Here is a 15,056-nt window from a genome sequence, read left to right as displayed (position 1 = left end):
TATTGGAAGCGTAGCATGGCGGAGTTCCCATTTCAGCCCAACCAAGCGTTGAATGTTCAACAAAACCGTGCTTTGGCATTGGCTGCAGTTTTTCAGGCAACCCAATTGACTCACATGACGGCAATGTCTGGTCAACAAAGTATTGGGGAAAGTGGTAATTTCTATTTTGAACTCCTTGTCAAAGCCAGCCTAAATATCCGCCCAACAAATAACAATGCAAAACAGACCTTAGATTTTTTTAACCAGCTTGCAGATATTTCCTTAGGATTAAAAACTCTAGAAGGCTGTATTACCCAGCCTTTTAATACTGCACCAAAATCTCGAATTCCTAAACTTAGTAATACTAAACTGCCAATGTCTTATGCGATGGCATTGTTGCAGTTGGAAAAAAAGGTCTATAGCAATCCCGAATACGTTAAAATTATTGAAAAAGCTCAACAAAAAATTTTAAAACAGTTGTCTTTTTTCGATAACAACTATTTACATCCAAGTGTGATTGCCAGTTTGGCACAAACGTATGTTGAAACTGCTGGGCAAATCAATCCACGTATTCTTGTTCGTGGCAATGCTGAAGCGTTTAAAGATATCAATCATACCAATCGAATCCGAGCTAGCTTATTTACAGGCATACAATTGGCCCACTTATGGCGACAACTCGGTGGCAGTTCATGGACGATGGTTTTTAGAAAACGTAAGTTGTTGAACGATATTCAAGCTCTCGCTCGTTTACAGTATCAGGTGGTTTAAACCGATGCTTCTACGAATTTATTTTTATGTTTATTCCAAAATTAAGGAATCTGTATGAATGCTTTAACCGCACTCTCACCACTTGATGGCCGTTATGCAAGCAAATGCGATGCACTACGCCCTTTTTTGTCTGAGTTTGGTTTAATCCACGCTCGTGTCACTGTTGAAGTGCGTTGGTTACAAGCACTTGCAAATCGTGCAGAAATCATTGAAGTTCCTGCTTTCTCGGCTGAAACCAATGCCGCTTTAGATGCCATTGTTGCTGATTTCTCTGAAGAAGATGCAAATCGTATCAAAGAGATTGAACGTACCACTAATCATGATGTAAAAGCAGTTGAGTATTTTCTTAAAGAAAAAATTGCTAACATCGACGAGTTAAAAAATGCAGGTGAGTTTATACATTTTGCATGTACTTCTGAAGACATCAACAACTTGTCTCATGCATTGATGCTTAAAAATGGTCGTGAAGTTTTAGTTGCAAGCATGAAGCAAATTCTGAATGCAATCTCTGCTTTGGCAACCACACATGCTGAACAGCCAATGTTATCTCGTACTCATGGTCAAACTGCTAGCCCAACAACTTTGGGTAAAGAAATGGCAAACGTTGCATATCGTTTAGCGCGCCAAATCAAGCAATTTGAAAATGTTGAATTATTGGGCAAAATCAATGGTGCTGTAGGTAACTATAACGCTCACCTTTCTGCATATCCAGAAATTGATTGGGCAGCACATGCGCAAGCATTTGTTGAGTCTTTAGGTTTAGCATTTAACCCATACACCACACAAATCGAGCCACATGATTACATGGCTGAATTATTCGATGCATTGCGTCGTTACAATACCATCTTGATCGACTTTAACCGTGATGTTTGGGGTTATATCTCACTGGGTTACTTCAAGCAAAAATTAAAAGACGGTGAAGTTGGTTCATCAACGATGCCTCATAAAGTAAACCCAATTGACTTCGAAAACTCAGAAGGTAACTTAGGTATCGCAAATGCGGTATTGGGTCACTTAGGCGAAAAACTCCCAATTTCTCGTTGGCAGCGTGATTTAACTGACTCAACTGTTCTTCGTAACATGGGTGTTGGTTTTGCGCAAAGCTTGATTGCTTTTGATGCTTGCTTAAAAGGTATTGGCAAACTTGAACTCAATGCGAATCGTTTAAATGAAGATTTAGACCAAGCACAAGAAGTTCTTGCTGAGCCGATCCAAACGGTTATGCGTCGTTATAACGTTGAAAAACCTTACGAAAAATTAAAAGCTCTTACTCGTGGTCAAGCAATGACACGTGACATGATGGTGAACTTTGTAAATGGTGATGAACTTCTTCAAGTTCCAGCCGATGAGCGTGCTCGTTTAGCAGAGCTTACACCTGCAACTTATACAGGTAATGCTGCTGAACAAGCAAAACAAATCAATGATTTGATCAGCAAAATCTAAGCTGACAACTCATTCATAAAAAAGCAAAGCCTCGGCTTTGCTTTTTTATTTTTCTATACTTAGGAAGTTTAAAAACTAAAACCAATATTCAAATTGATGCGATAAAGCCATTTATCACTATTTGGCGAAACCGTAGACGTAAAACCTGTAGCATTGGTAGCTCCACCGATAATATTCGAGTTTTTCCCCCAAGTGTAATCCGCCCATACCATGAAAGGTGAAGCAATAAACATCATCCCCGTAGTATTCATCTGCGAGTCAGACCAATCCTCACGTTTTTTATCTAAATAACTATAATCATTGTAAAAACGGATTGCTTTGAGTTTGCCCATATCTTGCACAGGTAATGTGTATGCGAGGTTTAAACTCGCAATAGTTCCTTCGGAAGCAATGAAATATGCTGGCGTTAAACCATTTGCCCCCATCAAGGTCATATCATCATTTATACCATCTGGATTTTTTGCATCATATTGATAATGAATCACTGAGCTTTGGACATTGAAACGTTTGTAATTATTATCAGTATGCAAACCCACTGCATAATATTTGCCGTTGTCATCAGTGATTTTATTATGCAATTGAGCAATTGCGCCTGATACACCAATTTCTTGCTTACCAAATTCTGTTTCTAACTTACGAACAATCCGTGTATTCACTTGATGAAGCTTTTCATTTTGATAGGATTTTTGTGTTGGAAATGCATTTTCAGCCAAATCATCATAAGTCGCACTTTCAGGTGAATATCGAAGATTAGTTGCTAGCATCTCAGGATAATAACCTAACTTCACATCCCAATCTTTATTGTTAAAATTCCAGTTCAAACCTGGAGCGATGTTATTCCCATAACCCAAAAAGAATGGAATATGATAAGTCCATCCATTTTGCGGATAGGGATAAATTGCAAAAGGTTTATAAACAAAACCTGCTTCTATGCTGTTATGTTCATCTAAATGATATCCCACATAAGCTTTTTCAATTGAACGCTTCTCTTGATCTTGGAAAAGGTAGCTGGCATTGAAATAGGCATCATCAAACTTGCCTTTCAGATCAACTCGGAAAATATCAAAATAGAGTTTTCCAAAACCACCATTTGGCCCCTCCCAATTTTCATAACGTTGATTCAAACGCACTACACCACCCAGTTTGACAGAATCCGTCCCATCTTCACTTTTCCATTCTAGTGCTGAACTTTGTGCAAATGCATGAGGTGCTGTACCCAAATAACATGCAGCAAGCATCGCGACCATCACTGTCTTTTTCATATCATATTCCTTCGCTTTGGTACCAACCATCCTGTTGGCTCTGTTTTTGTTTTACCTGTAAAACATAGTTTTATTAGATTTGTAGACAAAAAATTTTGCCCACAAATCGTTTCTCAGCACCCCTATCTCGCAATGCTGAGATGAATTAATACAATTTCTTTTGTGGAGGACCTGCAAAGTTGAGTGGACCAATTGAATGCATATCTAGTTCAATGACGCTTGGCCCTTGGAAATCAACTGCTTGCTGAATCACTGTTTTAAACTCATCTGCACTGCCGACTTTCCAGCTTTTCACGCCCATCGCCTCACCCAAGGCCTGGTAATCAGGTGTGTGTAATTCGTTGAAATACTGACGACCACCGAAGTAATTATTTTGAATACCGCGCATAACCCCATAACCACCATCATTCATGATCATCAGCACCATATTGGTATTTTCTTGCGCCATCGTCGCAATCTCACCAATACCCAACATCAAACCACCATCACCAACTAAACCGATCACTTTTTTGTCTGGATTGGCAATTGAAGCTCCAATTGCTGTTGCTAAACCGAGACCAATCGCCCCTGCTAAAGAGTGAATATTTTGGTTTGGTGCTTGTACTGGGAATAAACGACTGCCCCACGTACTGCCTGACATGGTGATATCACGAACAAAGATGCCATCTTGTGGTAAAGCTGTACGAAGGTGATCACAGATCAAAGCATATTGATCAAGCTGTGTACGTAAAGCATTGATTGCTGCCTGTTTCGCGTCGACAACTGCTGCATCATATTCAGCATTTATTTTAGATACGCCTGCTAAACCTGTGAGAACACGTTGCAACACATCTTTGGCATCACCACAGATAAAGTTACGGATTTTGTAATTACGTTGTTGGGCAACAGGATTAGCATCGACCTGAATAATATTTTCAGGGAATTGTACTGAATAGGTTTTGGTTTCATTACTACGCAAACGAGAACCGACAACAACCAATAAATCGGCTTCTTTTAAAAGTTGCTCAACGCCTGCTGAGTTGTGGAATGCACCTAGGCTACGTGGATGATCATCTGCCAATACACCACGCGCATGGGTTGAAGACACCACTGGAATACCCAAGTCAGCGATCGCTTTGACTTCATCGACACTATTGAGCGTACCACCACCAATCCAGAAAATTGGACGTTTGGCTTTCTTGATTTCGTCAACGATTAAATCCACTTCAACTTGTTCTGCTTGTGGCAATTCAAGTGCTTTGACTGGACCTAAATTCAGTGGTAAATCAATTTCAGCTGCTTGAACATCAATCGGTAGCTCAACACTGACAGGCCCCATGGGTACTGTAGTTGCCACACGAATCGCTTCACGAATCACACCCACCGCATTGTCAGGGCTGGTAATACGAAAAGCAGCTTTGCTCGATGCACGTAAGAATGTGAGTTGATCTTTGGTTTCATGAATGAAACTTGCATCACGATCTAAATATTCACGTTCAACTTGACCTGTTAAATGCAACACTGGACTGCCAGCATTCATCGCTTCAATCAATGAACCCACTGCATTCCCTGCACCTGCACCGGTACTGGTTAAAGCAACACCTAAACCTTTAAAGCGTGAATGACCATCAGCCATCGTCACCGCACCTGCTTCACCACGTGCCGCGACGAAGCGAATTTTTTCACGACGACCGACTGCATCAGCAATTGGTAAATTGTGAATTGAAATAACACCGTAGATACTATCAACTTGGTGCGCCTCTAAAACCCGAGCGATTGCTTCGCCGACATTTACACGTTCTGTCATTGTCTTATTCCTCAAAAACTTTTTCTTTCCATGAATTTATTAATCGCACCAAGGATTTGGCTGCTCGCTTAATCCCATATAAATGCTTTTTTGTTGCATATACGCCAAGATGCCTAAACGCCCTTTTTCACGTCCAATTCCACTTTCTTTGAAACCACCAAAAGGTGCAGAAATCGAGAATTTTTTGTAGGTATTAATCCAGACTGTTCCTACTTCCAAAGCACGTGCAAGTTGCCAAGCTTTACGATAGTTTTCAGTCCAAATACCTGCGGCCAAACCAAAACAACTGTCATTGGCTTGGGCTATCAAATCTGCTTCATCGTCATATTTCATCACCACCAACACAGGACCAAAGATTTCTTCCTGACAGGTTTGAGCTGAGTTATTGAGACCTGTGATAATGGTTGGTAAGTAGAAACTACCTTTTGCCAAATCACCTTCAGTCAATGCCTCACCGCCTACAAGAACTTGACCACCTTCTTTTTTGGCTAATTGAACATAAGCATCCACAGAAGCTAAATGCTTCGGATTGATCAAAGAACCCAAATGCACACCTGCGGTTTCAGGATGTCCAACGCGCAAGCCTTTGGTAATTTCAACTAGACGTGTTAAGAATTGATCATAAATACTGCGATGCACAAATAAACGTGATCCTGCAATACATGCTTGTCCCGCTGAACTGAAAATGCCGTAAGCCACACCTTTTGCTGCAAGCTCAATATCAGCATCTTGCATCACGATCGTTGGTGATTTTCCGCCAAGTTCTAAAGATGTGGTGATCAATTTATCTGCGGCAATATGTGCTAAATGACGACCTGTACTCGTTCCACCTGTAAATGAAATTTTGCGTACCAATGGGTGTTTTACGATTGCGTCACCAATGACCGAGCCACGTCCAACAAGCACGCTCAATAAACCTTTAGGCAAACCGGCTTCTTCAAAGATTTTTGCTAATTCAAGCGCGATCAAAGAAGTCACTTCAGCTGGTTTTAAAATGACTGCATTACCACCAGCTAATGCAGGTGCTAACTTCTGTACTTCACTGGCAATTGGTGAGTTCCACGGTGTAATCGCTGCCACAACACCAACAGGTTCATGCACACTCATGGTCATAAAATCTGGTGCACGTTGTGTGGTTAATTCATCGTTTAGTGTCTCGCAAGCTGCTGCCACATATCGTGCTGTTGCTGCTGCACTCATAGTCAAGGCACGCGTTTCAGCCAAAGGTTTACCGTTATCACGAGTTTGCAGCTTTGATAGCTCATCCACACGCGCTTCAATAATGTCGGCTACTTTATACAAAATGCGCGCACGTTCATGCGGCAGACTGTTGCGCCACTCCGCCTTGCGCCATGTCAAATCAGCCTTTTCAATCGCTTCATTGACATCATCCAAACTCGCCGTTGAAATCTCAGCATTCACAGATTGATCTGCTGGAAACAGACTTTGAATCGTGTCTCCTCGACCTAATCGCCATTCACCAGCGATATAAATTTCCTTTACCATGATCAAATCCTTTAAATCTGAATTGCTTGAACGCTATTGCGACAGGCACGAATCACACTGAGTGCAGCCAATGTCGAGGTTTTCGGATTACTCGCCAAAGGCACACCGACCAATTCAATCGTCATTTCACCAAATACACCTTCTGCCACGATGGTGTGCTTGTTTTTATTGATGTTTGGATCAACCGTGAGTTCCACCATGGTTTCATCCATACCTAAACCTGCAAGTGCAATCGTCGCTGCAACATTGGCATTGGCTGGAAACTTCAATGCAGCTTCACGCGCTGTACCACGGAAAAATACAGTTGCTTCACTCACCTGATCTAAATCAACCAATTGCTCTGCATAGCTCCCGCGCCAACTTTTTGGACTCTTACAGCCTTTGTAAGTGACCTTTTCCAAGCCACCTTCTTTCGCCGCTGAGATTCCATCAATTCCGGCTATTGCCCCTGCCAAAAGATGTAAATGGGCATCATGTTGCTCCGCGGTATTTTTTAACTGAATCAAAAACTCGTTATCCGCCAAAGTTCCAACCGATATCAACCCGATGGTCCAACCCTTTTCCAAAACCTTTTGCGCATGCTCTTTCACCGCAGCCTGACCCGCAACTTCAATCACGTAATCAGGTGTACCCTGACATTCATCAATCGAGCTAATCACTTGCACGTCAGGAGCAACTTGCGCCTGAACTTTTTCAACACTCCGTGCTGGTACCACAATCCATTTAAGTTGTAAGTCTTGCGGCATATGGGCATACACTTCTGCTGCCATTGCGCCAAAACCAATCATCATCAACTGTTTCATGTGCACACCTTATAAATGTTTATTAAATCCACCAGAGACATCGAGTGTTGAACCTGTGGTATAGGAAGCTAAAGGCGATGCGAGAAAGACCAAGGCACGTGCAGGTTCTTCTGGCTTACCTAAACGTTGCATTGGGATTCCACGATTTTTAGCAATATTGCCTGTCCACTGTTCCCATGTTGCATTCGGATCAGAACGTGTTTCAAAACGGCGTTTCCACTGTGCCGACTCCACCATACCCAAAAGGATTGAGTTCACACGGACACCATATTGAGTAAATTCATGTGCCAGTGAATGAGTAAGATTCAGCAATGCCGCACGTGCAGATGAGGTTGCGATCATATGCGGTTCAGGTTGCAGGGCTAACAATGAGTTCACATTGGTGATTGAGCCACATGCAGACTGTTTTAAATCGTCTAAAAATGCGCGAACGGGATGTAATACGCTGAAATACTTCAGCTCAATCTCTTTCATCCAATCTTCGTCTTGAGTATTTTCAAAATTCGACACACGACCTTGACCCGCGTTATTGATCAACATATCGACATTGCCTAAGTTTTGTTTTACATCTCGTGCAAATCGTTTTACGTCTTCTTTGTCCAAAACATTGCAGATACTGGTGTAAATATTGGCATGTGGATATTTCTCTAAAATATAAAGTTTTGATGCAGCTAAACGCGCTTCATCTCGACCACACCATGCGACCTTTGCACCTTCTGCAACTAAAATTTCTACAGCAGCCAAACCAATGCCTGACGAGCCACCTGTTACAACTGCTACTTTTCCTTCAACTTGGAAGCTCATATCCATATCTCTCGTTTAATTAATTTGCCGATAAAACAATGTCGTTAAACTGATCAGGTTGATCGACATAACTCAGATGACCTGCATCTGTAATGAGATGACATCGGCTCAATTGCATTTCCATCGCCAGCTCCATGATGGCTTGAGCAGGCGTGATTTCATCCTTGTCACCAGCAATCACCACACATGGAACTTTGATATCTGTTAAATAATTTCTAATCTCGTCATACGCCAACAAATACGATGCTCGCGTAAAACCGTCTAAAGTGAGCTGCCCCATCACTTCACCAACCAATGCCAGTGCTTGAGGGTCTTGTTTATAAATTAAATGTGGACCACGGCTTGCCGCCATCCCCGCATTGCCCAAACTTTTCAATAGATTTGGGCGTTTCTGATAAACCTGTGCTTTGGTGTCTTCATCCGAGCGTTGATAACCCTGTGCTGCATTGGCAATGATTAAGGTTTCAACGCGTTCAGGATAAAGATGGGCAAAAGCACTTGCCTGTAATGCACCTAATGAATGACCTACAATGATGGCTTTAGAAATCGCCAATGCATCCATGATCGCCAGCACACGCTGAGCATAATCGGTTGCATTTGGCTGTTCCGTATTTAAACCCTCAGATAAGCCATAACCCGGTGCATCCCAAGCAATGACATGAAAGTGATGACTAAGGACATTAAGCTGATTGACCCATGATGCAGAACCAGAGCTAATACCATGTAAAAGAATCAGCGTTTGGCCTTGTCCAGCTTCGCGATAGGCTTGCAGCTGACCATCGATCTCAATGGTTTTCACTGGGTATTTGGCTAATGTGTCAATCAAAGTCATTACTTCATTCCTTTTTACAGTTAATCGCGTTGATTAACGTTTGATTTGAGACAATGGATGCTCAGGTGGATAGTTTGGAATAGTTGGTTTTCCAGCACCCAACATCACACACATCAAGGCATCTTCCTGACCAGGGTTAAACAAGCCACGATAAATACCTGGCGGAATTGAAATCAGATCACGCTCTTTCAATTTGGTTTGAAATTTTTCACCGTTATGCTCAATGAACAGATCAATCTCGCCACGTAACATGAAAAACACTTCTTCAACATCGTGATGAATATGCAAAGGACCTTCACATTGAGCAGGTAATACCATGGTTGAAAAGGTAAAGTTTTCAGCTGGAACCGTGTTGCCATCATTAACCACACCTGTTGCACCTGTCCCCATATAACGCATTTGCGCACGGCGATATTTCGGGTCGTAATCCGCTTGGAATTTCAACGCATCGAAATCATATTTACGTGTTTCGAAACGCGCGATACGTGTGTTTAACCAATCTTCTAAACTAGCGCCTTCAGGCTGTTTCCATGATTCAAATTGTTGAGTAGACATGTTTAACTCCTAAGTTTTTGATGAATAGTTTGATTAATAACGTTTCAATAAAGGAACCAAGAAGAATGACCCAATAACGGCGACTGCTGCTAAGAAGGTAATTCCTAAATTAAAACTGTTTGTTTGCATCACGATGTAACCGATAAGAACTGGGGCAATTGCACTGGCAAAATTACCCATTCCATTGAAAATCCCGCCTGCTGTTGCACCGACATCAGCTGTCGTCACTCGTGCAAGTAATGCAAAGACTGCTGCGACACCAAAACCCCACGCCATTGCACTCAAAGACATGGCTGCGATGACTAAAAATGGATTGGTCATAATCACCATGACGTACATGAAAATACCTGCCACCAATAAGCCACCAAAAACTTGGATCGCGCGGCGTCCGGTCTTGTCAGACAAGAATGCGCCAACAATTTCACCAATTAACATCGCAATGAATGGAAAACTTGAATAAATACCAAACTCTTTAAGATTAAAGCCTTTGTCTTGGATTAAATAAGAAGGAACCCAACTGTTTAATCCCCACAAATACGTCATCAAAGCGATATTGAAAATACATACCAACCAGAATGAACGGTTTTGTAATAAGACTTTGGTATTCAGAATATGACCTTTGAAATTGATGCGTTTGCTGGTCGATTCCAGATCAATGGTTTTCTTAAGTTGTAGACCACGTAAACCAATGACAATGGCGACTAAGGCAACAAGTGTGAGCGCAGCCATCACAAAGAAGGTGGTATGCCAATCATATTTTGCTAATACAGCAGCTGTAATCGGGAAGCCTAGAAAAGCACCAATCGGCGTGCCTAATAAAAACATCGTTGACGCACGTGCTTGCTGACGATCGGTATAGGTCTGTTTAACAATGGTATATGCGAGTGCAAACAATGGACCTTCAGCCAAACCCAGTAAAACGCGTAAAAACAACATTCCTGCATAACTGGTGGTAAAGCCCATGCAAAGCATCAGCACACCCCAAGATGCAACACTCCAAAACAGCATTTTCTTTGGGTCGAAAATATCACCTAGGAAACTGAGAAATACAGATGAAAAGCCATATGCCAGCAAGAAACTGGTCATTAACCATCCTAACTTGGCTTTATTCTCCGCAATTTGCATTGCATCTTGGAAATGTGGATCAGCAAATAAAACCGCAATACTAATCTTGTCAAAAAATGCAAGTACAACGCACACCATTAGGACAAAAGCTGGCACCCAATGCTTAAATCCACTTTTTTCTTCATTACTCATACTTCATTCCTTCGATTGAGTCATGAACCGGAATTAAATGTTTATGGTTTTAATTTCATGACATTAAATTCTGGGTCTGCTAATAGTTTTGGGTCTAATACGGTCTTGGACTGCATCCAACGTTTTGCCAATTTGACCAATTTTGAATCATTGATTGCGATCATATTGATTAAACAATTTTGATCATCGAGATACAGGTAACTACACTGATCATCCGTACTTCTACGAACCACAGTCTGTTTGGTTCTGTCTGGTTGGTAAGTCCCTAATATTTGAATATTGCAGTGATATTGATCCGACCATAACCACGGAATATCCGTATATTCAGTTTCTATACCCAGCATGGATTTAGCTGCGGCAATCGCTTGGTTTTGTGCATTTGCCCATGACTGGATGCAATAACCTAGTGTTGGATGAATGGCCACATCACCAGCAGCATAAATATCCTGGTCAGAGGTTTGTCCCAAACAATTCACCACAATGCCGTCTTTCACGTCTAGGCCTGCACCTACCCCAAGCTCTTTTGCAATATCTGCACCTGCACCAACCACAACACAATCAAATAGTTCACTCACATTTGGATGATTTACCACTTCAACTTTATGCTGACCTGCTTCAATCAAATGTAGGTTTTTACTATTTAAATGAATTTGGGTACCTTGTTGCTCATGCATCACTTTTAAGAATTCAGATACATCAGGACTGACACTACGTGCGCAAAGACGATCACCATATTCAAAAACATGAACCTCTTTGCCCTGCTTACGTGCAGTTGCCGCAATTTCCAAACCAATCCAACCACCACCTACAACTGCTAATTTTTGTGCGTGCTGTAAAATCTCAGCAAGACGCTCACAGTCTTGTACATTGCGTAGTGTCACGACGTTTGGAATAAATTGCCATGTGTTGACGGGTACACGAGCACGACTACCCGTCGCGATCAATAACTTGTCATAAGGCAATATTTGACCGCTTTCTAAAACTACGTGTTTCTGTTGACGATCAACTTGGGTTGCTACATCGGGTTTATGCCATTGAATGTTAAATTCCTGCACCTGTTCAGGTGAAAACAAATTTAAGCTTTCATAACTGGCTTCTTTAGAAAGCACTTGTTTAGAAAGTGGCGGACGCTCGTAGAACACCTGCTCTTCATTGGATACCACATGGATTTCACCCACGTATCCATTCTGACGTAACGTACTCACCGCCCAACCTGCGGCTTGACCTGCCCCAACAATTACAATTCTTTCCATAGTCTCAACTCCCTGCTTGATGCACGCTTAGACAGGTTTGAATTGACGACGAGTATGGTCATCCAACCCACCTTCAATCGCCCATTCAGTAAACAGTTCTAAGCAATGCTCTTCGACACGTGGCTGCCACTCTTCAGTCAAATAATCATCATTGGTGTAATACTCAAATGCACCCCCAAGCGGTGAATTAACATACCAAAAATACGCTGAAGAAATTGGGTGCCGACCAGGACCAATAAAGGTTGACCATTCAGAACGATTCATATTCAATCCGCCACCAATCACCTCATGAATATCACGTACCACAAAAGCAACGTGATTCAGGCCAGCTGGCTTATTTGGAATCGATAATAGGAATAAATCATGGTGATAACCCTTGCCACGACAGCGTAAAAATGCACCGCGATTTCGATAAGCATCAGAGAGATAGAAACCTAGTTTTTCAATATAGAATTTCTCAGTTTTTTCTAAATCTGGAGTAAAGAACACCACATGGCCAATTGCTACAGGCTGCCCCTTTTCATAGACAGGACTAGCAGCATTAATACGATTCACACTGCCATATTGATTAATACCTTCAGTTGTTAGCGCAGGCAATTCGGCAGTAAAGCTTTGTTGAAAACGAATCGTCATTCCATTTGGATCTACGCATTGCACCATTTCAGCCGTGGCTTGATATCCATCAACATCAGCCAAACGCTTTGCTAAATCTGCTAAATCCTGTTCAGCGTCATCAACCCCCCATGTTACTTCACGCAAGGTTGAGCCTGATTCGATGGCTTGAGGTAGACGCGTATCATCACAATCAAACAAATAAATTTTGCTACCATTTTGCGTTTGATAAAGATCAGCACCTTCGATATCCGAACTACTTTGGGTTAAGCCAAAATCTGCTAAAAACTTATTGGAAGCAGCTCTGTCCTCAACCCCAAACTTTAAAATCTCAATCCCTGTAATCATGAGATAAACTCCTTAATTAAAGACAAAACCACCATTTACTGGAATATTTTGCCCCGTCACAAACGAGGACAAATCCGACAATAAATACAGTGCTGTTCCGTTCAAATCCTGGGGCAACTGCTGACGTTGAATCGCGCGACCATTCACATATAAATCATGACGTTCTTGTGGTACGTATTCTGTTGCTTCTACCAGCGTTAATCCTGGTGAAAGCGTATTGATACAAATATTGAACTGTCCCAACTCTCGTGCCATCGAACGTGTCATAGCCAGCAAAGCGCCTTTACTCGCCACATACGCCATCAAATTTGGTGCACCCCAAAGTGCCGTATCCGAAGCAACATTAATCACCTTGCCAGCCTCAGACTGTTTTAGATAAGGCACACATGCCTTTGTAACCAACCACGTGCCTTTGACATTAATATTCATGACACGATCCCAAAGATCAGCGTCATAGTCCATTAAGCTTTTGCCGCCAACATTGGTTGCGAGCGCTGCACAATTCACTACACCATCCAAACCTTCCATATACTGAACTGCATGCTGGACTGCTTCTTGAATAGAATCAGCATTTGCCAAGTCAATCGTAACAGCCTGTACTTTTAAACCTTGGCTGCGTAATGTTGCAGCTTCTGTCTGCACAAGATCGGTTAGGATATCTGCCATGACAACTTGGGCACCTGATTCAGCAATCGCTTGTGCAAAGTCTCGCCCCAAGCCTCTTGCCGCACCTGTGACAAGGACTTTTTTGCCTTGTAACAACGCAACATTAGCCATGCGCTTCTTCCTGCATTTCAATACGGTTTGAAGTATTCAAAGCTGCAATTTTCTTTAATTGCTTTTCTGCTTCTTTTTTCATTAAACGACGTAAACGAGACAAACCGACATCATGTTGATAGAGGAATTCTTGTTGACGTGCATTCGGTGCAAGATTTTCTAAAATGATGCGATCTTGCTCTAATACATCCCAATGCAATTTTTCTAAGTGATTACGGTAGAGGAAGCGCCACACATTACGTTGCCAACCACTCACTTTACGACAGCGCCAGAAAAATACGCGGGTATTCTTGGCATCAATCGGGGTGGCATAACCCACGATCCAGAACTCACCACCTGGTCCAAAGTCTTTGCGATAAGGAATCGAAAGTCGTAACCAACTTGCACCCGTGTTGGCATATTCAACCCAGTCAAAATTGACACCAACTTGACCTTCTTTCTCGAAAACAAAACCATGCTCAGTTGAACGATGTTTCATTTCTGCAGTACGGTCACCTTCTGCCATTGAGTGCGAAGTACAATGCAAATAGCTACCATGCATTGGATCCATGACATTATCGATCGCATATTGATGATTCACTTTCCAATCTGCTTGGCAAAGGAATGCACTCCATTCTTCACTTGCCAATTGTTCAGGAAACTCAAGCACTTTAGGTTCTTCATTTGGGTCGATCCCAAACCAAAGAAAAATCGCACCATGCGCTTCGATCACAGCATAACTTTTAATACATTTTGTGCCTTTCATCGGACACTCATGTACAGCTGGTACATCTTCAACCACACCGTCATGGCGAACTTCAACCCCGTGATACCAACAAGCCACACGATTACCCAAATTCCAACCTAACGATAGACGTGCGCCACGATGCGGACAACGGTCCTCTAAAGCATGTACTTGACCTTGGTCATCACGCCAAACCACAATGTTCTCACCCAAACGTGTGATACCGACTGGATTGGCAGCGACTTCCCAACTTGCAAGCACTGGATGCCATTGATCACGTAAACCTAAATCTAGATATTCTTCAACACTCGGCGTAGCTGATACTGCTGCGTTCATAATCGTTCTTC

Annotated in this window: 14 protein-coding genes; 2 read left to right on the top strand and 12 right to left on the bottom strand. The window is 42.2% G+C overall.

The window, feature by feature from the left end; all coding sequences use genetic code 11:
* Positions 1-15: 15 nt before the first annotated feature.
* Complete coding sequence (gene hflD, locus DK207_RS08935; RefSeq protein WP_109440859.1) at positions 16-747, top strand: high frequency lysogenization protein HflD; 732 nt, start codon at positions 16-18, stop codon at positions 745-747.
* Positions 748-801: 54 nt separating this feature from the next.
* Positions 802-2,190, top strand: coding sequence for an adenylosuccinate lyase (purB, locus tag DK207_RS08930; protein ID WP_109440858.1), 1,389 nt, complete (start codon positions 802-804; stop codon positions 2,188-2,190).
* A 68-nt stretch (positions 2,191-2,258) separates the two neighbouring features.
* On the opposite strand, the gene DK207_RS08925 is transcribed toward purB, so the two are convergent.
* From DK207_RS08925 to DK207_RS08870, 12 genes are all read right to left on the bottom strand, one after another.
* Positions 2,259-3,452 carry a hypothetical protein gene (locus DK207_RS08925; RefSeq protein ID WP_109440888.1) on the bottom strand — a complete coding sequence of 398 codons (1,194 nt, stop codon included), beginning with the start codon at positions 3,450-3,452 and terminating at the stop codon, positions 2,259-2,261.
* Positions 3,453-3,597: 145 nt separating this feature from the next.
* Positions 3,598-5,238, bottom strand: coding sequence for a thiamine pyrophosphate-binding protein (locus tag DK207_RS08920; RefSeq protein WP_109440857.1), 1,641 nt, complete (start codon positions 5,236-5,238; stop codon positions 3,598-3,600).
* A gap of 39 nt (positions 5,239-5,277) precedes the next feature.
* Positions 5,278-6,744 (bottom strand): aldehyde dehydrogenase, encoded by a 1,467-nt coding sequence (locus DK207_RS08915; RefSeq protein ID WP_109440856.1) that lies wholly within the window; start codon positions 6,742-6,744, stop codon positions 5,278-5,280.
* An 11-nt stretch (positions 6,745-6,755) separates the two neighbouring features.
* The gene (locus DK207_RS08910; RefSeq protein ID WP_109440855.1) at positions 6,756-7,547 is read right to left on the bottom strand and encodes an aspartate dehydrogenase; all 792 of its coding nucleotides are present in this window, start codon (positions 7,545-7,547) and stop codon (positions 6,756-6,758) included.
* A 9-nt stretch (positions 7,548-7,556) separates the two neighbouring features.
* Positions 7,557-8,351, bottom strand: a complete 795-nt coding sequence (locus DK207_RS08905) for an SDR family oxidoreductase (protein ID WP_109440854.1) — start codon at positions 8,349-8,351, stop codon at positions 7,557-7,559.
* Between the two features lie 19 nt (positions 8,352-8,370).
* On the bottom strand, positions 8,371-9,183 hold the full coding sequence (locus tag DK207_RS08900; protein WP_109440853.1) for an alpha/beta fold hydrolase: 813 nt from the start codon (positions 9,181-9,183) through the stop codon (positions 8,371-8,373).
* Positions 9,184-9,216: 33 nt separating this feature from the next.
* Positions 9,217-9,738 carry a cupin domain-containing protein gene (locus DK207_RS08895; RefSeq protein ID WP_004639794.1) on the bottom strand — a complete coding sequence of 174 codons (522 nt, stop codon included), beginning with the start codon at positions 9,736-9,738 and terminating at the stop codon, positions 9,217-9,219.
* A gap of 33 nt (positions 9,739-9,771) precedes the next feature.
* Complete coding sequence (locus DK207_RS08890; protein ID WP_109440852.1) at positions 9,772-10,995, bottom strand: MFS transporter; 1,224 nt, start codon at positions 10,993-10,995, stop codon at positions 9,772-9,774.
* Positions 10,996-11,036: 41 nt separating this feature from the next.
* A complete protein-coding gene (locus DK207_RS08885) occupies positions 11,037-12,248 on the bottom strand; it encodes an NAD(P)/FAD-dependent oxidoreductase (protein WP_109440851.1) in 1,212 nt (403 codons plus the stop codon).
* A 27-nt stretch (positions 12,249-12,275) separates the two neighbouring features.
* Positions 12,276-13,208, bottom strand: a complete 933-nt coding sequence (locus DK207_RS08880; protein WP_109440850.1) for a VOC family protein — start codon at positions 13,206-13,208, stop codon at positions 12,276-12,278.
* 12 nt (positions 13,209-13,220) lie between these two features.
* Entirely contained in the window at positions 13,221-13,985 is a 765-nt protein-coding gene (locus DK207_RS08875) for an SDR family oxidoreductase (RefSeq protein ID WP_109440849.1), read from the bottom strand.
* A complete protein-coding gene (locus DK207_RS08870) occupies positions 13,978-15,045 on the bottom strand; it encodes an aromatic ring-hydroxylating oxygenase subunit alpha (RefSeq protein WP_109440848.1) in 1,068 nt (355 codons plus the stop codon). The genes DK207_RS08875 and DK207_RS08870 overlap by 8 nt, the downstream gene beginning before the upstream one ends.
* Positions 15,046-15,056: the final 11 nt, after the last annotated feature.

Origin of the sequence: Acinetobacter haemolyticus, from assembly GCF_900406815.1 — a bacterium.
In the GTDB taxonomy this organism is placed as follows: Bacteria; Pseudomonadota; Gammaproteobacteria; order Pseudomonadales; family Moraxellaceae; genus Acinetobacter; species Acinetobacter haemolyticus_A.
The sequence above is the reverse complement of the archived record's forward strand: the minus strand, read 5'-3'. Positions and strand labels throughout refer to the sequence as shown.